17 protein-coding genes and 1 riboswitch are annotated in these 19,598 nt (G+C 61.0%); of the genes, 5 read left to right on the forward strand and 12 right to left on the reverse strand.

Translation table 11 applies throughout. The annotated features are described in order from the left end of the window. Window positions 1-48: 48 nt before the first annotated feature. From parC to AC07V0_RS04765, 8 genes are all read right to left on the reverse strand, one after another. Window positions 49-2,313 carry a DNA topoisomerase IV subunit A gene (gene parC, locus AC07V0_RS04730; RefSeq protein ID WP_495019445.1) on the reverse strand — a complete coding sequence of 755 codons (2,265 nt, stop codon included), beginning with the start codon at window positions 2,311-2,313 and terminating at the stop codon, window positions 49-51. Window positions 2,314-2,323: 10 nt separating this feature from the next. Continuing rightward, complete coding sequence (locus AC07V0_RS04735) at window positions 2,324-2,845, reverse strand: retropepsin-like aspartic protease family protein (RefSeq protein WP_018928522.1); 522 nt, start codon at window positions 2,843-2,845, stop codon at window positions 2,324-2,326. Further along, window positions 2,842-3,831 carry an esterase-like activity of phytase family protein gene (locus AC07V0_RS04740; RefSeq protein ID WP_495019446.1) on the reverse strand — a complete coding sequence of 330 codons (990 nt, stop codon included), beginning with the start codon at window positions 3,829-3,831 and terminating at the stop codon, window positions 2,842-2,844. The genes AC07V0_RS04735 and AC07V0_RS04740 overlap by 4 nt, the downstream gene beginning before the upstream one ends. After that, window positions 3,831-5,738, reverse strand: coding sequence for a DNA topoisomerase IV subunit B (gene parE / locus AC07V0_RS04745; protein ID WP_018928524.1), 1,908 nt, complete (start codon window positions 5,736-5,738; stop codon window positions 3,831-3,833). Before parE ends, AC07V0_RS04740 begins: the two co-directional genes overlap by 1 nt. A 42-nt stretch (window positions 5,739-5,780) precedes the next feature. Then, a complete protein-coding gene (locus tag AC07V0_RS04750; RefSeq protein WP_495019447.1) occupies window positions 5,781-6,389 on the reverse strand; it encodes a YqiA/YcfP family alpha/beta fold hydrolase in 609 nt (202 codons plus the stop codon). 151 nt (window positions 6,390-6,540) lie between these two features. After that, entirely contained in the window at window positions 6,541-7,356 is an 816-nt protein-coding gene (gene cpdA, locus AC07V0_RS04755) for a 3',5'-cyclic-AMP phosphodiesterase (RefSeq protein ID WP_064616002.1), read from the reverse strand. A gap of 111 nt (window positions 7,357-7,467) precedes the next feature. Continuing rightward, window positions 7,468-7,920 carry a DUF1249 domain-containing protein gene (locus AC07V0_RS04760; RefSeq protein ID WP_007939629.1) on the reverse strand — a complete coding sequence of 151 codons (453 nt, stop codon included), beginning with the start codon at window positions 7,918-7,920 and terminating at the stop codon, window positions 7,468-7,470. Continuing rightward, the gene (locus tag AC07V0_RS04765) at window positions 7,911-8,528 is read right to left on the reverse strand and encodes an NUDIX domain-containing protein (RefSeq protein WP_018928528.1); all 618 of its coding nucleotides are present in this window, start codon (window positions 8,526-8,528) and stop codon (window positions 7,911-7,913) included. The genes AC07V0_RS04760 and AC07V0_RS04765 overlap by 10 nt, the downstream gene beginning before the upstream one ends. A 229-nt stretch (window positions 8,529-8,757) precedes the next feature. On the opposite strand from AC07V0_RS04765, the gene AC07V0_RS04770 reads away from it, so the two are divergent. Then, window positions 8,758-9,504: an RsiV family protein gene (locus AC07V0_RS04770; protein WP_064616001.1), complete on the forward strand. Its 747-nt coding sequence runs from the start codon at window positions 8,758-8,760 to the stop codon at window positions 9,502-9,504. On the opposite strand, the gene cytX is transcribed toward AC07V0_RS04770, so the two are convergent. Both cytX and thiC read right to left on the reverse strand, forming a co-directional pair. Continuing rightward, window positions 9,473-10,765: a putative hydroxymethylpyrimidine transporter CytX gene (cytX, locus tag AC07V0_RS04775; protein ID WP_064616000.1), complete on the reverse strand. Its 1,293-nt coding sequence runs from the start codon at window positions 10,763-10,765 to the stop codon at window positions 9,473-9,475. The two genes, AC07V0_RS04770 and cytX, sit on opposite strands and share 32 nt — an antisense overlap. 213 nt (window positions 10,766-10,978) lie before the next feature. Next, the gene (thiC, locus tag AC07V0_RS04780; RefSeq protein WP_495019448.1) at window positions 10,979-12,868 is read right to left on the reverse strand and encodes a phosphomethylpyrimidine synthase ThiC; all 1,890 of its coding nucleotides are present in this window, start codon (window positions 12,866-12,868) and stop codon (window positions 10,979-10,981) included. A gap of 166 nt (window positions 12,869-13,034) precedes the next feature. Next, a riboswitch (TPP riboswitch) is annotated at window positions 13,035-13,140 on the reverse strand. 193 nt (window positions 13,141-13,333) lie between these two features. On the opposite strand from thiC, the gene AC07V0_RS04785 reads away from it, so the two are divergent. Next, window positions 13,334-14,767 (forward strand): TolC family outer membrane protein, encoded by a 1,434-nt coding sequence (locus AC07V0_RS04785; protein WP_064615998.1) that lies wholly within the window; start codon window positions 13,334-13,336, stop codon window positions 14,765-14,767. A gap of 66 nt (window positions 14,768-14,833) precedes the next feature. Here the strand turns inward: AC07V0_RS04785 and waaA are convergent, their stop codons facing one another. Both waaA and AC07V0_RS04795 read right to left on the reverse strand, forming a co-directional pair. Further along, window positions 14,834-16,111, reverse strand: coding sequence for a lipid IV(A) 3-deoxy-D-manno-octulosonic acid transferase (gene waaA / locus AC07V0_RS04790; protein ID WP_018928533.1), 1,278 nt, complete (start codon window positions 16,109-16,111; stop codon window positions 14,834-14,836). A 22-nt stretch (window positions 16,112-16,133) separates the two neighbouring features. Continuing rightward, the gene (locus AC07V0_RS04795; protein ID WP_018928534.1) at window positions 16,134-17,024 is read right to left on the reverse strand and encodes a LysR family transcriptional regulator; all 891 of its coding nucleotides are present in this window, start codon (window positions 17,022-17,024) and stop codon (window positions 16,134-16,136) included. 103 nt (window positions 17,025-17,127) lie between these two features. Between AC07V0_RS04795 and AC07V0_RS04800 the strand changes: the two genes are divergently transcribed. The 3 genes from AC07V0_RS04800 to AC07V0_RS04810 all read left to right on the forward strand — a co-directional run bounded on the left by AC07V0_RS04800 (window position 17,128) and on the right by AC07V0_RS04810 (window position 19,584). After that, a complete protein-coding gene (locus AC07V0_RS04800) occupies window positions 17,128-17,460 on the forward strand; it encodes a DMT family transporter (protein WP_007939639.1) in 333 nt (110 codons plus the stop codon). Between the two features lie 139 nt (window positions 17,461-17,599). Further along, window positions 17,600-18,775: an NAD(P)/FAD-dependent oxidoreductase gene (locus tag AC07V0_RS04805; RefSeq protein WP_495019449.1), complete on the forward strand. Its 1,176-nt coding sequence runs from the start codon at window positions 17,600-17,602 to the stop codon at window positions 18,773-18,775. Next, a complete protein-coding gene (locus AC07V0_RS04810) occupies window positions 18,772-19,584 on the forward strand; it encodes an aldo/keto reductase (protein WP_495019450.1) in 813 nt (270 codons plus the stop codon). Before AC07V0_RS04805 ends, AC07V0_RS04810 begins: the two co-directional genes overlap by 4 nt. The last annotated feature ends 14 nt before the right edge of the window (window positions 19,585-19,598 follow it).

The following is a 19,598-nucleotide window of genomic DNA, read 5'->3' on the forward strand; positions in this document are numbered from 1 at the left end:
AAAGCGTCGATCTACGCGTCAAATCGTAGATCGAGCGCTCTAGGACGCTTAATTGAGGTTTTCGACGAACAGCGCATCCACCCTCTGGAAGCCCCGTGGCAGTTTGTTACCGCGACGCCCACGCTCACCTTTATAGTGTTCAAGGTCGTCCGCCTTCAGTGACAAGGTACGTTTGCCGGCCTGCAGCACCAAAGTGGCGCCCTCCGACAAAACAGCGATGTCCGTGACATATTCTTCGCGACTGGCAACACGCTCACCGGGAATCCCGATGATCTTATTCCCTTTACCTTTACCTAATTGTGGCAGATCGCTGATTTTGAAGATCAGCAGGCGACCCTCGGTGGTCACCGAGGCCAGCCAGTTGTGTTCACGGTCGGCCACTGGACGCGGCAGGATGACCTTGGCGTTGTTCGGCAGGCTCAACAGGGCCTTGCCCGCCTTGTTCTTGGCTTGCAGGTCTTCGCCCTTGACCACGAAACCGTAACCGGCGTCGGATGCGATCACGTACAGCGCATCGTCTTCAGGCATCAGCACGCATTCGAAGCTCGCCCCTGGTGGCGGCGTCAGACGACCGGTCAGCGGTTCACCCTGGCCACGGGCCGACGGCAGTGTGTGGGTTGCAACCGAATAACTGCGGCCGGTGGAGTCGATAAACACCGCAAACTGGTTGGAACGCCCGGCCGCCGAGGTCTTGAAGCCATCCCCGGCCTTGTAGGACAGCCCGGTAGCATCGATGTCGTGACCTTTGGCGGAGCGAACCCAGCCTTTTTCCGACAACACGACCGTCACTTTCTCGTTCGGCAGCAGATCGTGCTCGGTCATCGCTTTGGCTTCGGCGCGCTCGACGATTGGCGAACGACGGTCGTCGCCATAGGTTTCGGCGTCTTTGATCAGCTCGCTGCGTACCAGCTTCTTCAGCTTGGCTTCGCTGCCCAGCAGGGCTTGCAGCTTGGCCTGCTCCTTGAGCAGTTCGTCCTGCTCGGCACGCAGCTTCATTTCTTCCAGTCGCGCCAACTGACGCAAACGGGTGTCGAGAATGTAATCGGCCTGGATCTCGCTCAGGGCGAAACGCTCGATCAGACTGGCCTTCGGATGCTCCTCGGTACGGATGATGTGGATCACTTCATCCAGGTTGAGGTAGGCAATCAGCAAGCCGTCCAACAGGTGCAGGCGACGCTCGACCTTGTCCAGACGGAATTGCAGGCGTCGACGCACGGTCCGCACGCGGAATTCCAGCCATTCCACCAGCAATGCACGCAGGTTCTTGAGCTGCGGCTTGCCGTCGAGGCCAATGATATTGATGTTGACCCGGTAGCTGGATTCCAGCTCGGTGGTCGCGAACAGGTGCTGCATCAGCGCTTCGTGATCGACCCGGCTGTTGACCGGAATAATCACGATGCGGCAAGGGTTCTCGTGGTCCGACTCGTCGCGCAAGTCCGCGATCTGCGGGGCTTTCGACGGTTTGGCCTGCATCATCGCGGCAATCTGCTCCAGCACTTTGGCACCAGAGACCTGGTGCGGCAGCGCCGTCACGACGATGTCGCCGTCTTCGACGTGGTAAACAGCGCGCATGCGCACCGAACCGCGACCGGTTTCGTAGATTTTCAGCAGGTCGGCGCGCGGCGTGATGATTTCCGCTTCGGTCGGATAATCCGGCCCCTGAATGTGTTCGCAGAGCTGCTCGACCGTGGCTTTCGGTTCATCCAGCAAGCGCACGCAAGCGGTCGCGACTTCGCGCAGGTTATGCGGCGGGACGTCGGTGGCCATGCCCACGGCGATACCGGTGGTGCCGTTGAGCAGGATGTTCGGCAAACGGGCCGGCAACACCAGAGGTTCTTCCAGGGTGCCGTCGAAGTTCGGGCCCCAGTCCGCCGTGCCCTGGCCCAGTTCGCTGAGCAGCACTTCGGAATAACGCGACAGCCGCGCTTCGGTGTAACGCATGGCCGCGAAGGACTTGGGATCATCCGGCGCACCCCAGTTACCCTGGCCGTCGACCAGCGTGTAGCGGTAGCTGAACGGCTGGGCCATCAGCACCATGGCTTCGTAGCACGCCGAGTCGCCGTGGGGGTGGAATTTACCGAGCACGTCACCGACGGTACGCGCCGACTTCTTGTGCTTGGAATCGGCGTCCAGCCCCAACTCGCTCATCGCATAGACGATGCGTCGCTGTACCGGTTTCAGGCCGTCGCCGATATGCGGCAAGGCACGGTCCATGATCACGTACATGGAGTAGTTGAGGTAGGCATTTTCGGTGAAGTCAGCCAGTGACCGGCGTTCTACACCGTCCAGGCTGAGATCAAGGGAGTCGCTCATGCGGGCCTCATTATTTCGTGGTCTGGCGCAGCAGCATGGTGCCACCGCGCTGGGTAAATTCAAGTTTGTTCAGTGCGCTCATGCCGAGCAGCACTTGATTGCCGTGCAAACCGGGCGCCACCAGCGCGCGAACGTCACGCAGCACGATGGCGCCCAGTTGCAGCCGGTCGAGGCGGGTCCGATAACCCTCACTCAAGCCATTGGCCGTGCTCAGGGTCACCCCGAAGCCTTTTTCCAGTTTCAATCGTTCAGCCATTTCGGCCGGGATCGACACATCGGTTGCGCCGGTATCGAGCATGAACTCCACGGGCTGGCCGTTGATCTGGCCGGTGGCGACAAAATGCCCCTGGCTGTTACCGATCAGCTTCACCTCGATAAAACCCTGGCCCTGCTCAGAGCTGACGACGGTGTTGGGATTCTGTTGACGCTCCTCCCATTGACCGAAGAACCGCGTTGCCAGAAACAGCGCGGCGCCCCAGGCCAGCACCATCAACACCCGACCGGCGCGTTTGCCCGGCGGTTGCTGACTCATGGCTTGGCACTCCAGCCACCTGCAGGCGCGGCAAAGCGCCACACAATCGGCCGTACTTCACCGTCGGCGCGCGCACCGTAGTTGTTGTCGATACCGATCCAGGCACCGTCGACGTCCACGATCAACGCTTCTGCCAGCCCAAAGGGCTGTGAATAACGACGGTTTTCCTGCAAGGCCTCGGCAGCAAACGACCAGCAGCGCTCGACCTTGGTCGTCACCGCATCACGGCGACAGATCTGAAAGGCGTTGCGCTCAAGGGTAAACAGCTTGCCGTCGAACAATGACAGATCAGAAAAATCCCGAGGGCGCGCTCTGGCGTGGGGAAATTGCGCTGGCTGCATTTCCACCCCGCCTTCACTCAGCAGCACACAGCTACCGTCGCAGTCCCACACTGTTTGCTGGCGCTTGATCAGCAACAAACCGCGGCGCTCACGTTCGGCGGCCAGCCACAGCGTGTCACCGGCCGGATTGATCGCCAGGCCTTCGAACAACGCATTGAAGTGCAACAACATGCCGCTCGCCCGCGCTTCGCGCACCAGCATCGGCGAGATTTTCAGCCAGGACGCAGGCCCGGTTGGCGGTACTTGCAACACCGCGGCGTGGCCTTCGCTGACGATATAACGATTGCCCGCGCTGTCACAGGTGATGCCTTCGAAATCCAGATCCCCGCCCCGCACGAACGATGCCGCCCAAGTCCGCGCACGCAAGCCCCAAGGCAAACCGGTGTCGGGCACCAGGGGTACGTCAATGTGCACGGTTTCGGCTTGCCAGGTGGGGTTACGGGTGTCGAGGCGATAGATTTGATCATCGTCGCGATCCGAAACGGTCCACAGCTCCTTGCCACACTGGGCCAGCCCCGACAGATTGCCGCCGCGCATGCCGTCGACGGCATGTTCGGACAACAGGCGCAGCTCTGGCGCGGGTTCCGCGCAAATCGTTACCGAAGTCAGCAGCAACGCGCACGCCAGGGCCCAGCCAAAGCGCATCAGCCCAGAACCTCGGCCAGGTTGCCTTTGGATTCCAGCCAGGTCTTGCGATCGCCCGCGCGTTTTTTCGCCAGCAGCATGTCCATCATTTCCGAGGTCTCGGCGAAATCTTCACCCAGCGTCAGTTGCACCAGACGCCGCGTGTTCGGGTCCATGGTGGTTTCGCGCAACTGTGGCGGGTTCATTTCACCCAGGCCCTTGAATCGGGTGACCTGCGGCTTGCCGCGTTTCTTCTCGGCCACCAGGCGATCGAGGATGCCGTCGCGCTCGGCCTCGTCGAGGGCATAGTAGATTTCTTTGCCCAGGTCGATACGGTACAGCGGCGGCATGGCGACGTAGACGTGACCAGCCTCCACCAGTGGGCGGAAATGCTGGACGAACAAGGCGCAGAGCAAGGTGGCGATGTGCAGACCGTCGGAGTCGGCGTCGGCGAGGATGCAGATCTTGCCGTAACGCAACTGGCTCATGTCCGCCGCGCCCGGGTCGACACCAATCGCCACGGCGATGTTGTGCACTTCCTGGCTGGCCAGTACTTCACTGCCGTCGACTTCCCAGGTGTTCAGGATCTTGCCGCGCAACGGCAGGATCGCCTGAAATTCTTTGTCCCGCGCTTGCTTGGCCGAACCGCCTGCGGAGTCACCTTCCACCAGGAACAGCTCGGAACGCATCGGGTCCTGCCCGGCGCAGTCGGCGAGCTTGCCCGGCAATGCCGGCCCTTGGGTAATGCGTTTGCGCTCGACCTTCTTGCTGGCCTTCAGACGACGGCCGGCGTTGTTGATCGCCAGCTCGGCCAGCAACATGCCGGTTTCCGGGTTGGCGTTGAGCCACAGGCTGAAAGCATCCTTGACCACGCCGGAAACGAAGGCGGCCGCTTCACGGGATGACAGGCGCTCCTTGGTCTGGCCGGAGAATTGCGGTTCCTGCATCTTCATCGACAGCACGAACGCGATACGCTCCCAGACGTCTTCCGGCGCCAGCTTCACACCACGCGGCAACAGGCTGCGGAACTCGCAGAACTCGCGCATGGCGTCGAGCAAGCCCTGACGCAGACCGTTGACGTGAGTACCGCCCTGGGCTGTCGGGATCAGGTTGACGTAGCTTTCCTGAACGCTGTCGCCACCCTCGGGCAACCACAGCAACGCCCAATCGACGGCTTCCTTGTTACCGGCCAGGCTGCCGCAGAACGGCTCGTCCGGCAGGCGTTCGAATTCGCTGACGGCGTCTACCAGGTAGGAGCGCAGGCCGTCTTCGTAATGCCATTCGACTTTCTCGCCGGTGGCCTTGTCTTCAAAACTGACCAGCAGCCCCGGGCACAGAACGGCCTTGGCCTTGAGCACGTGCTTGAGGCGGCTGATGGAGAATTTCGGCGAATCGAAATACTTCGGGTCTGGTGCGAAAAACACGCTGGTGCCGGTATTGCGCTTGCCGACGGTGCCGACTACTTCCAGCTCGGTTTTCTTGTAACCGTCGGCGAAGGTCATCTGGTATTCGTTGCCGTCGCGTTTGACACGCACCCGGACTTCGGTCGACAAGGCATTGACCACGGAAATACCCACCCCGTGCAAACCGCCGGAGAACTGGTAGTTCTTGTTGGAAAACTTGCCGCCCGCATGGAGTTTGGTGAGGATCAGCTCGACGCCCGAAACACCTTCTTCCGGGTGAATGTCCACCGGCATGCCACGGCCGTCATCGCTGACTTCCAGGGAGTGATCGGCGTGCAGGATGACCTGCACCGACGTCGCGTGCCCGGCCAAGGCTTCGTCGACACTGTTGTCGATGACTTCCTGGGCGAGGTGGTTCGGCCGACTGGTGTCGGTGTACATGCCGGGGCGTTTGCGCACCGGGTCGAGGCCCGAGAGGACTTCGATGGCGTCTGCGTTATAAGAGCTAGCGCTGGGAGTGGCCATGGGGTCTCGTCGTCAGTGTTCAGTGAAAATAGGGGGCAATGATCACAGTGCTGTGAAATCGATCGCCTGATACAAATCTGCGCCGATGCCGGCAAAACTCAATATTGTCGGCAGTTGCGCGGCAAAACCCTGGAAACTATGGTCGCCGCCGGCCTGAATGCGCAAGGCACAGGCCCGGTAATATTGCTGGGCGAGGCGATAGTCCAGTGTTTCATCGCCAGTTTGCAACCATACCTGAAACCGCTGCGGATCCTGGGGCGCCGGCACTTCCAGCTCGGCCAGGGCCGTCACGTGGTCGTGGGTCATTTCCCAGGTCTCATCGGTATACAGGTTTTTCTGCGTCCCCAGAAACCCGTCGAACATCCGGTGTGGGCTGACGGCAGGGTTGATCAACAGGGCTTTCAAGCCATGGCGCTCGGCCAAGTGAGTCGCATAGTAGCCGCCGAGTGAGCTGCCGACCAGCAGTGGCCGCCCCAGCTCCACAATCGCCTGTTCCAGCTGAGCGATGGCCTCGCGGGGATGGTGATGCAGGGCCGGTACACGCAACTGATCGCTCAAGCCCAGCCGCTCCATCACATTCATCAACTGACAGGCCTTTTTCGACGCCGGCGCGCTGTTGAAACCATGGATATAAAGGATCGAACCAGACATTTGAGCTCCCTGTGCGTCGGGTAAAGAAGGCGGAGTTTACAGGGACTCGGGGGGAATCGGGGACATGCGTGGGATTCATGTCGCCTGAGCGAATGCCATCGCGGGCAAGCTCGCGATGGCCACGCCTCGGCCTTTGAAAATGACAAAGAAATCAGTAGCCGTTGGAGCCGTAATCAATCTGGAAATCGAACCCGGTCACGCGCTCAACGCCAGTTTCAAGCTGACCATCGGGCAACAGCCGCAACCACCGATACCCCGGCGCCTGCTCACTCACCTTGAAATCGTCGCTGCCCGGCTCGAACTGGATGCAGGTCGAGGGCGATGCGATCAGGCGAACACCGTTGCGCTCTTGATCAATCTCCTGATGAACATGCCCCCAAAGCACCGCACGCACCTGCGCAAATCGATCCAGCACCGCGAACAACGCCTCTGGATTGCGCAATCCAATGGGCTCCATCCACGCACACCCGATCGACACCGGATGATGATGGAAACACACCAGATGATGCCGCTGCGGCGCCTCGCTCAACGAGCGCACGAGCAATTGCAACTGCTCATCCTGTAAATACCCCGGCACCGAACCCGGCACCGCCGAATCGAGCAACGTCACCCGCCAGTTGCCGATGTCCACCACCGACTCCAGCAATGCACTGTGCACCGCCGCCTCGGCCATGATCCGCGGCTCGTCGTGATTACCGGGGATCCAGCGCGCCGGGGCATCGATCTGCCGGGTCAGGTCGCGAAACAGCTGGTACGACTCCAGCGTCCCGTCCTGGGACAGATCGCCAGTGGCAATCATCAGATCGATCTGCGGTTGCTGCTTCAATACCAACTCAATCACCTGTTGCAGGCTGTCGCGGGTATTCATGCCCAGCAACGTCGCGTCCGCCTCGGCAAACAGATGACTGTCGGAGAGTTGCACCAGCAACGCCGGATCGGCGGTGGTCAAAGTGGATACGCTCGGCAAGGCGTTCTCCCAGGGCGTGATCACGGGATTGGAAAGTGCCGCAATTATGCTGGGGGACGATCAAAAGAGGAAACCTGTGAACCGGAAGCAGTTCACAACTACACAGCACTCTTAGCGCACAACGGCGTACTCGTGTCCGCAAGCCAGGCAATGACTCAGCCATTCCCCCAGGAACAGATTGAGTTGAGCCTTTTCGTCCGGCTGATGCATCGCGGCGTTCGGGTAAGGATAGATGCCGCGAAAGCGTCGTGCATGTTCGGCACTGATAACTTCAGCCATGCGCGCGTCGTGATACACCTGCACTTCCAGTTGCGGCACCGGCAACCAGGGCAGGCTGTGTTCCTGACGCACTTGCAGGGTGGTGGTGTATGGACAGGCTTGCAGCACTTCCAGGGCCAGCACGCCCAGCATCTGGTCACCCTGGGTCACGGCAATGCGCCGGGCCGCCGGATCGTTGCGCATGTCCGGCAACAGTCGCATCAGGCGCGCGTAGTTGGCCTCGCAGGAAGCTTGCAGCCCCACGAGATCAACCCGATAGCGATCGCGCAGCTTGTTTACGACCATAACCCCCTCACTTCCACGCGGTTCAAAGCCAACCACTGCAAGGCAATGATGCTCGCTGCGTTGGCAATACGTCCGTCACGCACGGCTTGCAGGGCATCTTCGAAAGCCCAGACCGTGACGCGAATATCTTCAGCCTCTTCCTCCAGCCCATGCAGGCCGCCAACCCCGGCACTGTCACAACGCCCCAGGTACAAGTGCACAAACTCGTTACTGCCACCCGGCGATGGAAAATATTTGGTCATCGGCCAGAGCGCCCCGAATACAAGTCCAGCTTCCTCCTGCGCTTCGCGGTGAGCAACTTCTTCCGGTATTTCATCCTTGTCGATCAGACCGGCGACCAGTTCGATCAGCCACGGATTGTCAGTCTTGCCCATGGCGCCGACGCGAAACTGCTCGATCAGCACCACTTCGTCGCGCAGTGGATCATAAGGCAGCACACACACCGCATCGTGGCGCAAGAACACTTCACGATTGATCTCGCGACTCATGCCACCGTCAAACAATTCGTGGCGCAAGTGCACGCGGTCGAGCTTGTAGAAGCCCTCGTAGCACTTTTCGCGCCGAACGATATCAACGGCGGTCGGAATGGCGTTGGCAAAATCAGTCATGACAATCCTCGTTTACTGCAAATCCGTTACGAGGCTCCTTTTGGTTACTTGCAACCTCGACTTCGCGCCATCCTAACGCGCCCGCGATGTTTGATGCAGCCCCTTTACAGTCAGCGGGATAGACGGTGAGGGCGAAACCAACTCTAATTAGCTTAGTGGCGAACTGACTGCCTCGTTGAGAGTCGAAGCGGGTAACTTTTCGCCTTCCCCTGTTTCATTAAGGACGCCCATGTCGCTTTTCAAGATCGCCTCCGTGGCCGCCATCGCCCTGACCTTGGGTGCGTGCCAGAGTCTTTTCCAGCCCAATTACCGGGCGCCGCTGGAAACCACCCGCGACGCTTCCGAACAGCTGAAACCGGGTTGCGCCAACCCTGACTGCCCGCTGGTGAACATCGATACGCTGCACTTCCCGGCTGAGCCTGCGCTTGACGGCATCATCGAAAAACGTTTGCTGCAAATGACCCGCACCTCACCCGACGCCCCTGTAGCGCCGACACTGGCGGCCTATCGCGAGCAATTTTTGAGCAGTGCCGAGCCGCGCTACAGCAGCTACTTGCAAGCCAAGGTACGTGAGCAGCATGACGGCTTGGTGATCATTGAATTGTCCAGCTATCTGGACAGCGGCGGTGCGCATGGCACGCCGGGCCGCGGTTTCATCAACTACTCGCGTCAGCAGCATAAAGTGCTGACGCTGTCGGATATGGTGATCCCGGGGCAGGAAGAAGCGTTCTGGAAAGCGGCCCAAGTGGCGCACAACAGCTGGCTGATCAGCACCAAACTCGATCAGGAGCCAGAGTTCGTCAAGAGCTGGCCCTTCGTGAAAACCCAGAACGTAGCGTTGACGTACGGCGGGGTGATCCTCAAGTACGAAGTGAGCACCCTTGCGCCTTACGCATTGGGCCACGTCGAACTGAAGATCCCCTACCCACGCCTGAACGGCATTCTCAAGCCTGAGCTGTTTCCCGGCCGTAGCTGAAGGCTCGACCAAGCACCAGTTGCAGCAGCCCTGCCAGTACCAGCGACGGCAGGGTTGCGCCGATGTCCGGATAGAGATTGGCCAGCAAGTGATAAGTGCTCACCCCGCCCAGCCAGGCGAGCAACGCCGGCCAGCGCAAGGCAGCCGATGCCACACGGGCACTGCGCTTGCGCAGGATGAAGTGATCCACCAGCACCACGCCGAACAGCGGCGCAAACACCGAACCGATCAACAGCAGGAAATTCTGGTACTGGGCCAATGGCGCCAGGCAAGCGATCAGTGTGCAGATCACGCCGATGGCCAAGGCCAGATGCTCGACTTTCAAGCGCAGCAGAATCCCGCTGGACACCGCCGCCGAATGAATATCGGCAAAGGCATTTTCTGATTCATCCAACAGAATCAGCAGCAACGGAATCCCCAGGCCCGCACCGGCCAGCGCCAGCAGCAAGGCATTCACTTCACCACTCGGCGCGAACGCCAGGGTGTACGCCACGCCCAGGCTCATCAGCCAGAAGTTACCGATAAAGAAACCCAGCGCCGTACCGCCGAACACATTCTTCGCACGCTTGCCGAAGCGCGAGTAGTCGGCAATCAGCGGCAGCCAGGACAGCGGCATCGCGATCGCAATGTCGAAGCCCACGGCGAACGGCATCGAACCATCACCGGCCTGCGCCCACAACGCCGCCAGGTCGGCCTTGGCGAACAGGTTCCAGGTCAGCCAGATGCACGCGGCCAGCAACAGCCAGATGCCCCACTTGCGCAGGATCTTGCGCACGAAGGTCAGCGGACCGCTGACCGCCAGCAAAGTCGCCAGTGCACCGAAGAACAGCGTCCATAGCAGCGGGTTCGACCACAGGCTGCCTTCGCTGAATGCACGGGCGCCGAGCAGGCTGGCGGCGTCGCGCATCACGATGATTTCGAACGAACCCCAACCGATCAGTTGCAGCAGGTTCAGCACCGCCGGAAGGCTCGCGCCTTTTGCACCGAGGCTGAGTTTGAGCGCGGCCATCGATGACAGGCCGGTGTCACTGCCGATCACGCCGACAGCGGCCAGCAACAGCACGCCGACCAGCGTGCCGAGAAAAATCGCCAGCAATGAACCGGACAGGCCCAGACCCGGCGCGAGCAACGCGCCGGTCTGCAATACCATCAGGCCGATGCCGAGGGAGAACCACAGGGAAAACAGATCCCGACCGCCGAAGACGCGCTTGTCGGTCGGCACGGCGGTATCCGGGGAGTAAGTGCTGGGTTGAATGCTCAAAGGGTGTTATCTCAGAGGAACATGTGTTGTGGTGTTGACCACCCTTTGTGGCGAGGGAGCTTGCTCCCGCTGGTCTGCGAAGCAGACCCAAAACAAGTCACCGCGGTCTGACAGTCAGGTTGCGATTACCGATTTTACGACTGCTTCACAGCCGAGCGGGAGCAAGCTCCCTCGCCACAAGGGTAAGCGGCGCACCCGAGTGCGCCGGTCAGATCAAACCTTCTTGTACAGCTGACTGCCTTCCTGCTTGAACCGCTCAGCCTGTTCCGCCAGTCCCTTGGCGACTTCGGCATCGACGGTTTCGATCCGCTGGTTGGCCGCATATTCACGGACTTCCTGGGTGATTTTCATCGAGCAGAATTTCGGCCCGCACATGGAGCAGAAGTGCGCGACCTTGGCCGAATCCTTCGGCAGGGTTTCATCGTGGTACGAGCGCGCGGTGTCTGGATCGAGGCCCAGGTTGAACTGGTCTTCCCAGCGGAATTCGAAACGCGCCTTGCTCAAGGCGTTGTCGCGAATCTGTGCCCCCGGATGCCCTTTGGCCAGGTCGGCGGCGTGAGCGGCGATCTTGTAGGTGATGATCCCGGTCTTCACGTCATCCTTGTTCGGCAGGCCCAAGTGTTCCTTCGGCGTCACGTAGCAGAGCATGGCGCAACCGAACCAGCCGATCATCGCCGCACCGATTCCGGAAGTGATGTGGTCGTAGCCTGGGGCGATGTCGGTGGTCAGTGGGCCGAGGGTGTAGAACGGCGCCTCGTCGCAGCACTCCAGCTGCTTGTCCATGTTCTCTTTGATCAACTGCATCGGCACGTGACCCGGGCCTTCGATCATGCACTGCACGTCATGCTTCCAGGCGATTTTGGTCAGCTCGCCGAGGGTTTCCAGCTCACCGAATTGCGCTTCGTCGTTGGCGTCGGCAATCGAGCCCGGACGCAGGCCATCGCCCAGCGAGAAGCTGACGTCGTAGGCCTTCATGATTTCGCAGATGTCTTCGAAATGGGTGTAGAGGAAGTTTTCCTTGTGGTGCGCCAGGCACCACTTGGCCATGATCGAACCGCCACGGGAGACGATACCGGTCACGCGCTTGGCAGTCAGCGGCACGTAGCGCAGCAACACGCCGGCGTGGATGGTGAAGTAGTCGACGCCCTGCTCGGCCTGTTCGATCAGTGTGTCGCGGAACAACTCCCAGGTCAGGTCTTCGGCGACGCCATTGACCTTCTCCAGTGCCTGATAGATCGGCACGGTACCGATCGGCACCGGCGAGTTACGGATGATCCATTCGCGGGTTTCGTGGATGTGCTTGCCGGTGGACAGGTCCATGACCGTGTCCGAACCCCAGCGAATGCCCCAGGTCAGCTTCGCCACTTCTTCTTCGATGGACGAACCCAAGGCACTGTTGCCGATGTTGCCGTTGATCTTCACCAGGAAGTTACGGCCGATGATCATCGGTTCCAGTTCGGTGTGGTTGATGTTGGCCGGAATGATCGCGCGACCGCGGGCGATCTCTTCACGGACGAATTCCGGGGTGATGATTTTCGGCACGCTGGCGCCAAAGCTGTGGCCGGCGTGTTGCTGGTCCAGCAGGCCGGCGGCGCGGGCCACTTCGAGCTTCATGTTTTCGCGGATGGCGACGTATTCCATCTCGGCGGTGATGATGCCTTTACGGGCGTAGTGCATCTGGCTGACGTTGGCACCCGGCTTGGCGCGACGCGGGTTGTTGACGTGGGCGAAACGCAGCTTGGTCAGCTCCGGATCGGCGAGGCGTTCCTGGCCGAATTTGGAGCTCAGGCCGGACAGGCGCTCGGTGTCGCCACGGGATTCGATCCACGGCGACCGCACATCGCCCAGGCCTTTGCGCACATCGATGGTGACATTGGGGTCGGTGTACGGGCCCGAGGTGTCATATACCACCACTGGCGCGTTGATTTCGCCGCCGAAGTCGGTCGGGGTCACGTCCAGGCTGATTTCGCGCATCGGCACGAGGATGTCGGGGCGTGTGCCCTGAACATAGATTTTTTGCGAGCGGGTAAACGGCTGAACCGATTGCTGATCGACCTTGGCCGAATCACTCAGGTTGGTTGCGATTTTTGATTTTGTAGTCATCACGGGCTCTCCAGACACACATCCAGGCAGTGGATTTTTGTCGGAGCGAACCTGTAAACGAATGGACGCACGGGCGCTGAAAAATCCAGCAGGTGCTGTGCTCGATGCTCGAGGGGTGTTCGATTGTCGAACAACATCCCGGACGAAGCACAAGAGGACTCGCCGGGTGACGAGAAATCTTGTTCCCTACGCAGGCGCTAACCTGATCAGGTTCAACGGGATCCGAAATTATTCGATCTCAGCCTCATAGCAAGGCACCCCGACAAGAACCCGGCCAGTCTAGACATAACCGGCAAAGAACGCCAACACCACGGTAAACACCATGATGAATGGCGCAATCAGCGGATTGTTGCCATGCCTGCGTGCATCTACACTCGCTACGCCGTGCCGCGCCTTGACGCTGCAGGGCGCCGCGCCGTAGCCTTGGCGTTCAAATTATCAGCATAATTTTTTAGGGATGGCCTCATGCTGCGCAAACTCTCACTGGCCCTTGCCGTGTCTTGTGCGTCCAATGGAATGGCCTGGGCAGCAGAAGCGCCCTTATCGACCAAGACCGACCTGGTCAGCGTCTATCAGGAAGCGGTGGACAACAACGCCGATATCGCCGCCGCCCGCGCCCAATACGGCGCCCAGAAGGAAGTCGTGCCCCAGGCCCGCGCCGGGTTGCTGCCCAACCTGTCGGCCGGTGCCAACATGAACGACACCCGCACCGCGCTCGATCAACCATCGGTGACCTCGAACCGCAGCGGCACGGTGTATCAGGCGACCTTGTCGCAACCGATTTTCCGCGCCGACCGCTGGTTCCAGTTCCAGGCCGCCAAGGACGTCAACGAACAGGCCGCCTTGCAACTCTCGGCCACTGAACAAAACTTGATCCTGCAAAGCGCCGAAAGCTACTTCAACGTACTGCGCAGCCAGGACAACCTGGCCTCGACCAAGGCCGAAGAAGCAGCCTTCAAACGCCAACTCGACCAGTCCAACGAGCGCTTCGACGTCGGCCTGTCGGACAAGACCGATGTGTTGCAATCCCAGGCCAGTTACGACACCGCGCGGGCCAACCGGATTGTCGCCCAGCGTCAGGTGGATGACGCGTTCGAAGCGCTGATCACCCTGACCAACCGCCAGTACAACTCGATCCAGGGCATCGTCCACACCTTGCCGATCCTGCCGCCGGCACCGAACGACGCCAAGGCTTGGGTCGACACCGCCGCCAAGCAGAACCTCAATCTGCTGGCCAGCAACTACGCGGTGAGCGCCGCCGAAGAAACCCTCAAGCAGCGCAAGGCCGGGCATGCCCCCACCCTGGATGCGGTCGCGCAATACAGGAAAGGTGACAACGACGCCCTCGGTTTTACCAACCCGAGCGCGACCGGCGTGCATTACGGCGGCGATGTCGAGCAGCGCACTGTCGGCCTGCAATTGAGCATCCCGATCTACAGCGGCGGGTTGACCAGCTCCCAGGTGCGAGAGTCTTATTCACGGCTGGATCAAACGGAACAACAACGCGAAGCCCTGCGTCGCCAGGTCGTGGAAAACACCCGTAACCTGCATCGCGCCGTGAACACCGACGTCGAGCAGGTGCAGGCACGTCGACAGTCGATCATTTCCAACCAGAGCGCGGTGGAAGCGACCGAAATCGGTTATCAGGTGGGGACACGCAACATCGTCGACGTGCTCGATGCCCAGCGTCAGCTGTACACCTCGGTGCGCAACTACAACAACACGCGCTACGACTACATCCTCGACAACCTGCGCCTGAAGCAGGCCGCCGGCACCTTGAACCCGGGGGATTTGCAGGACCTGACCCGTTATCTCAAAGCCGACTACAACCCGGACAAGGACTTCTTGCCACCAGATCTGGCGAAGGCTGCGGCGGAGCAGTTGAAAGCGAGGCCTTAAACAGCAAAAGATCGTCCGAAGGCTCGGGCCGCGTTCGGACGATCTTTTTTGTTCGCGCGACTCGGTCTACCGCTCGATCAACCTGCCCAACCCGTCCAGCAACCGCTGCAACGCACCCTGATTGGTGCGCATTACCTTCAGCCCCGCCTCTGCCATCCGCTGTGCATCGCGCGGCAGTTCGAACAGCCGCTGCACCGCCAGTGCCAGGCCTTCAGCATCATCGACCTCGGCCAGCGCCCCGGCACTGCGCAACTGCGCGGCGATTTCGAGGAAGTTGAACAGGTGCGGCCCACTGAGCACCGGTTTGGCCAAGGCCGCCGGTTCCAGCAGGTTATGGCCACCATTGGGCACCAGGCTGCCGCCGACGAAAGCGCTGTCGGCCAAGGCGTAAAGAAACAGCAACTCGCCCATGGTGTCGCCCAGCAACACCGAAGTATCTGCGGTCACCGGCTCGCCCGTCGAACGCCGCACCGTGGTGAAACCTTTTTGCCGGCACAACTCAAACACCGGGTTGAAGCGCTCCGGATGACGCGGTACCAGAATCAACAAGGCATCGGGATGATTGGCCAACAGCCGACGATGGGCATCGAGCACCACTTCGTCTTCACCTTCATGGGTGCTCGCGGCGATCCACACCGGGCGATCCTGCGCCTGCCATTGCCCGCGCAGCTCGGCAGCACGCTGCAGCAGTTGCGGATCGATAGTCAGGTCGAACTTGATCGAACCGGTCACTTCAACCGTTTCCGGGCGCGCGCCCAAATCGCGGAAACGCTGCGCCTCGGCTTCGGTCTGCACTGCGAACAGGCTCATCTCGGCGAGCATCGGCCGGGTCAGTTTATGGAAGCGGCCATAACCTTTGGCCGAGCGCTCAGACAGTCGCGCATTAGCCAGGGCCACGGGAATTCCACGCTTGGCGCACTGATGGATATGGTTGGGCCAGAGTTCGGTTTCCATGATCACTGCCAGTTTCGGCCGGACCCGATCAAGGAATCGCGCCGCAGCGCAAGGCAAGTCATAAGGCAAATAGCAGTGCTGGATGCGCGGCTCGTTGGCAAACAGCGCCTGGATGCGCTCAGACCCGGTCGGGGTCATGCAGGTGACGGTGATCGGCAGCGTCGGATATCGCTGCAGCAAGGCACGGATCATCGGCGCCGCGGCGATGCTTTCGCCTACCGACACCGCGTGCACCCAAAGGCCGTCCGGCTTCATCGCCGGTAGCGCGAGGGAGAAACGCTCGCCAATGCGTTTGGCGTAAGCCGGCGCCTTGCGCGCCCGCAGCCAAAGCCGAATCGCTACCAATGGCAGCCCCAGGTAAAACAGCGCGGTGTAGAGGGTTCTATTCATGGCGGCGGAGTTTATCGGTTTTTTAGCCAATCGCCTGCAAGTGCACGGCAAAACGTTCCGCCAGCCAACGGGCTGCCGGGCCGAGGGGCTCGTCGCGGCGCCAGACCAGCTCCACAATCAATGCCGGCGGCGTCCATTCGCTGGTCAGTTCGACCATCAGATTCTGATACGCCGGGTACTGCACCACGTGGCGCGGCAACCAGGCCCAGCCGAGGCCGCGCATCACCCATTCGGCCATCACATAGAAACTGTCGGCCCGCCAGACCTGCGGGCTGGCCGGCTCACTGCCGGGATAGACGCTGGACTGCGTGGACATCAGCAGCTGTCGATGCTGCGCCAGTTGCTGGCAATTGACCTGCGTCTGCTGCGCCAATGGATGCCCCACGCCGCACACCGTGACCATTTCAACGCTGCCCAGCACTCGGCGCTCAAGGGCTTCGGGAATCTGCTCGTGATAAAACAGCAAGCCCAGGTCGGCCCGGCGCTCCACCAGTTTGCGCGCGACATCGCCCTGGGCGGCACTGGTCAGTTGCACTTCGAGGCTGGGAAATTGTTCGGCCAGGGCTTCGAAGCTTTCAACCACTGCCTGATAAGGCATTGCCTCGTCCTGAGCCACCCGCAAACTCGCTTCCTGACCGCGCATCATCGCCAGTGCCCGGCCATTGAGGCGCTCACATTGGCGCAGCACTTCCCGCGCCTCTTCAAGCAGCGCGGTGCCGGCTTCGGTGAGTTTCGGCTGGCGACCACTGCTGCGATCGAACAGGCTGACGCCCAGGTCTTCTTCCAGCAGCGCAATCGAACTGCTGACCGCCGACTGCGCCTTGCGCTGATCCCGCGCCACCGCGGAAAAGGAACGTTGTTCCGCGACACTGACAAACAAGTGCAGCTGTTCCAGACTCCATTGCATATTCATGGCTCAACCCATCTCCAGAACAGATAGGTAATGACTTTACCGCATCTGGCGGATCTCTAGAATGCCGACCTCAGAAAGTAACACTTCATACGAGGATTGACCCATGACCGCTTACTACTACCTCGCCATTGCCATCTGCGCCGAAGTGATCGCCACCGTTTCGATGAAAGCGGTCAAGGGTATCAGCACGCCACTGCCGCTGCTGCTGGTCATCGTCGGTTACGGCATTGCTTTCGGGATGCTGACCCTGGTGGTGCGCAGCGTTCCGGTCGGCGTGGCCTACGCGGTGTGGGCCGGCATGGGCATCGTGATGGTCAGCGTCGCGGCACTGTTTATCTACGGGCAGAAACTGGATGTGCCGGCAATGCTGGGGATGGCGCTGATTGTGCTGGGCGTCGTGGTTATTCAGCTGTTCTCCAAGACCGCGGGACATTAAAACCCGAAGCACTATCTTACTGTGGGAGCACCGCACCGCCGCTCCCACAGGTTTTGCATCCGCTCTATTGATCACCAACAAATCTCCTGCGCATCGAGTCTGTATACTGCGCCCTCGTCTTGAACACTGAGGTCGCTGCATGCCATCCGTTATTTCCACCGACGTTCTGATTGTCGGCGCTGGTGTCGCCGGCCTCTGGCTGAATGCACGCCTGCGCCGCCAGGGTTTCTCGACCGTGCTGGTGGAAAGCACCAGCCTCGGTGGCGGGCAAAGCCTGAAGTCCCAGGGCATCATCCACGGCGGTGCCAAATACGCGTTGCACGGCGCCCTGACCGGCGCCTCGGAAGCCATTGCCGACATGCCGCGTCGCTGGCGTGAGGCGCTGGCCGGCGACGGTGAACTGGACCTGTCCGGCGTGCGCGTATTGTCCGATGCCCATTACCTCTGGTCCCCCGGCACCCTCGCTGGCAACCTCACCAGCTTTTTCGCCAGCAAAGCCGTGCGCGGGCGGGTCGATCAGGTCAAAGGCGATCAATTGCCGCCGGCGCTGCAAGACAAGCGCTTCAAGGGCAAGGTCTATCGCCTGACGGAACTGGTGGTCGACGTGCCGAGCCTGATCCAGCGCCTGGCCGACCTGGCTGGCGACGGCCTGCTGGCCGGTCAGCACATCGAACCGCTGCTGGAGAATGGTGAACTGGTCGGTTTGAAAGTCGACGAACGCGAAATCCGCGCCCAGCGCATCGTTCTCAGTGCCGGTGCCGGCACCGCTGACCTGCTGACCGCGCTGGGCCTGAGCCAACCGGCCATGCAGCGCCGTCCCCTGCACATGATCATCGTCAAAGGCCCGAGCCTCAAACCGCTGTACGCCCACTGCCTGGGCGGCGGGCCGAAGCCGCGCGTCACTGTGACCACTCACCCGGCCGCCGATGGCCAGTGGGTCTGGTACGTGGGCGGCGACATCGCCGAAGCCGAAGGCGTGGCCCGCGAGCCAGCCGCGCAAATTGCCGCCGCCCAGAAAGAACTGGGCCAACTTCTGCCGTGGATCGACCTGAGCACCGCACAGTGGGCGACCTTGCGGGTCGAACGCGCCGAGCCGCTGCAATCGGGCTTGACCCGCCCGGACAACGCCTTCCTCGCCGAGCAGAATCGGCTGCTGGTGGGCTGGCCGACCAAACTGGCCCTGGCACCGGACTTCGCCGACCGCGTCTTCGCCACACTGCAACGCGACGGTATTCAGCCGAGCCATGCCGCGCCGCTGCCGGAACTGCCGAAACCGCCGATAGGCACCCCTGCCTGGGAGCAACTGCTGCCATGAGCCAACCGACCCTGCATGACCTGCATCGTCCGCTGGGCAGCACCGGCCTGCTGGTATCGCCCCTGGGCCTGGGCACAGTGAAACTTGGCCGCGATCAAGGGGTGAAATACCCCAACGGCTTTCAGATCCCCGGCGACGACGAAGCCCGCAGGCTGCTCAAACTCGCGCGCGACCTGGGCATCAACCTGATCGACACCGCCCCGGCCTATGGCCGCAGCGAAGAGCGTCTCGGCCCGTTGCTGCGTGGTCAGCGTCAGGACTGGGTAATCGTCAGCAAGGTCGGCGAAGAGTTTGCCAACGGTCAGTCCCGCCATGATTTCAGCGCCGCGCATACCCGGTTCTCGGTGGAGCGCAGCCTGCAACGCCTGGAAACGGACTTTATCGATCTGGTGCTGGTGCATTCCGACGGCAACGACCTGGCGATCCTCAACGACAGTGAGGTCTATGCGACCCTTGCCGAGCTCAAGCGCGAAGGCAAGATTCGCGGTTTCGGTTTTTCCGGTAAAACCGTCGAAGGCGGCTTGAAGGCTCTGGAACAAGGTGATTGCGCAATGGTCACCTACAATCTGAACGAACAGAACGAGAAGCCAGTCATTGACTATGCTGCTGCTCACGGCAAAGCGATCCTGGTCAAAAAGGCCCTGGCCAGCGGCCATGTGTGCCTGAGCCCGGGCGTGGACCCGGTGCGTGCCAGCTTCGAGTTGTTGTTTGAACACCCGGGGGTGGCCAGTGCTATTGTCGGGACCATCAATCCGCTGCACCTCGCCCATAACGTCGCGACCGTTGCCCAGGTCCTTCGTAGCCATTGATGCCGCCCACGCGG

The organism is Pseudomonas sp. GW821-FHT01E10 (genome assembly GCF_059422365.1).

Bases quoted from the DNA above. Each gene is read 5' to 3' on its own strand.
- parC (WP_495019445.1), bottom strand. From the start codon at position 2,313: ATGAGCGACTCCCTTGATCTCAGCCTGGACGGTGTAGAACGCCGGTCA.
- AC07V0_RS04735 (WP_018928522.1), bottom strand. From the start codon at position 2,845: ATGAGTCAGCAACCGCCGGGCAAACGCGCCGGTCGGGTGTTGATGGTG.
- AC07V0_RS04740 (WP_495019446.1), bottom strand. From the start codon at position 3,831: ATGCGCTTTGGCTGGGCCCTGGCGTGCGCGTTGCTGCTGACTTCGGTA.
- parE (WP_018928524.1), bottom strand. From the start codon at position 5,738: ATGGCCACTCCCAGCGCTAGCTCTTATAACGCAGACGCCATCGAAGTC.
- AC07V0_RS04750 (WP_495019447.1), bottom strand. From the start codon at position 6,389: ATGTCTGGTTCGATCCTTTATATCCATGGTTTCAACAGCGCGCCGGCG.
- AC07V0_RS04760 (WP_007939629.1), bottom strand. From the start codon at position 7,920: ATGGTCGTAAACAAGCTGCGCGATCGCTATCGGGTTGATCTCGTGGGG.
- AC07V0_RS04765 (WP_018928528.1), bottom strand. From the start codon at position 8,528: ATGACTGATTTTGCCAACGCCATTCCGACCGCCGTTGATATCGTTCGG.
- AC07V0_RS04770 (WP_064616001.1), top strand. From the start codon at position 8,758: ATGTCGCTTTTCAAGATCGCCTCCGTGGCCGCCATCGCCCTGACCTTG.
- thiC (WP_495019448.1), bottom strand. From the start codon at position 12,868: ATGACTACAAAATCAAAAATCGCAACCAACCTGAGTGATTCGGCCAAG.
- AC07V0_RS04785 (WP_064615998.1), top strand. From the start codon at position 13,334: ATGCTGCGCAAACTCTCACTGGCCCTTGCCGTGTCTTGTGCGTCCAAT.
- waaA (WP_018928533.1), bottom strand. From the start codon at position 16,111: ATGAATAGAACCCTCTACACCGCGCTGTTTTACCTGGGGCTGCCATTG.
- AC07V0_RS04795 (WP_018928534.1), bottom strand. From the start codon at position 17,024: ATGAATATGCAATGGAGTCTGGAACAGCTGCACTTGTTTGTCAGTGTC.
- AC07V0_RS04800 (WP_007939639.1), top strand. From the start codon at position 17,128: ATGACCGCTTACTACTACCTCGCCATTGCCATCTGCGCCGAAGTGATC.
- AC07V0_RS04805 (WP_495019449.1), top strand. From the start codon at position 17,600: ATGCCATCCGTTATTTCCACCGACGTTCTGATTGTCGGCGCTGGTGTC.
- AC07V0_RS04810 (WP_495019450.1), top strand. From the start codon at position 18,772: ATGAGCCAACCGACCCTGCATGACCTGCATCGTCCGCTGGGCAGCACC.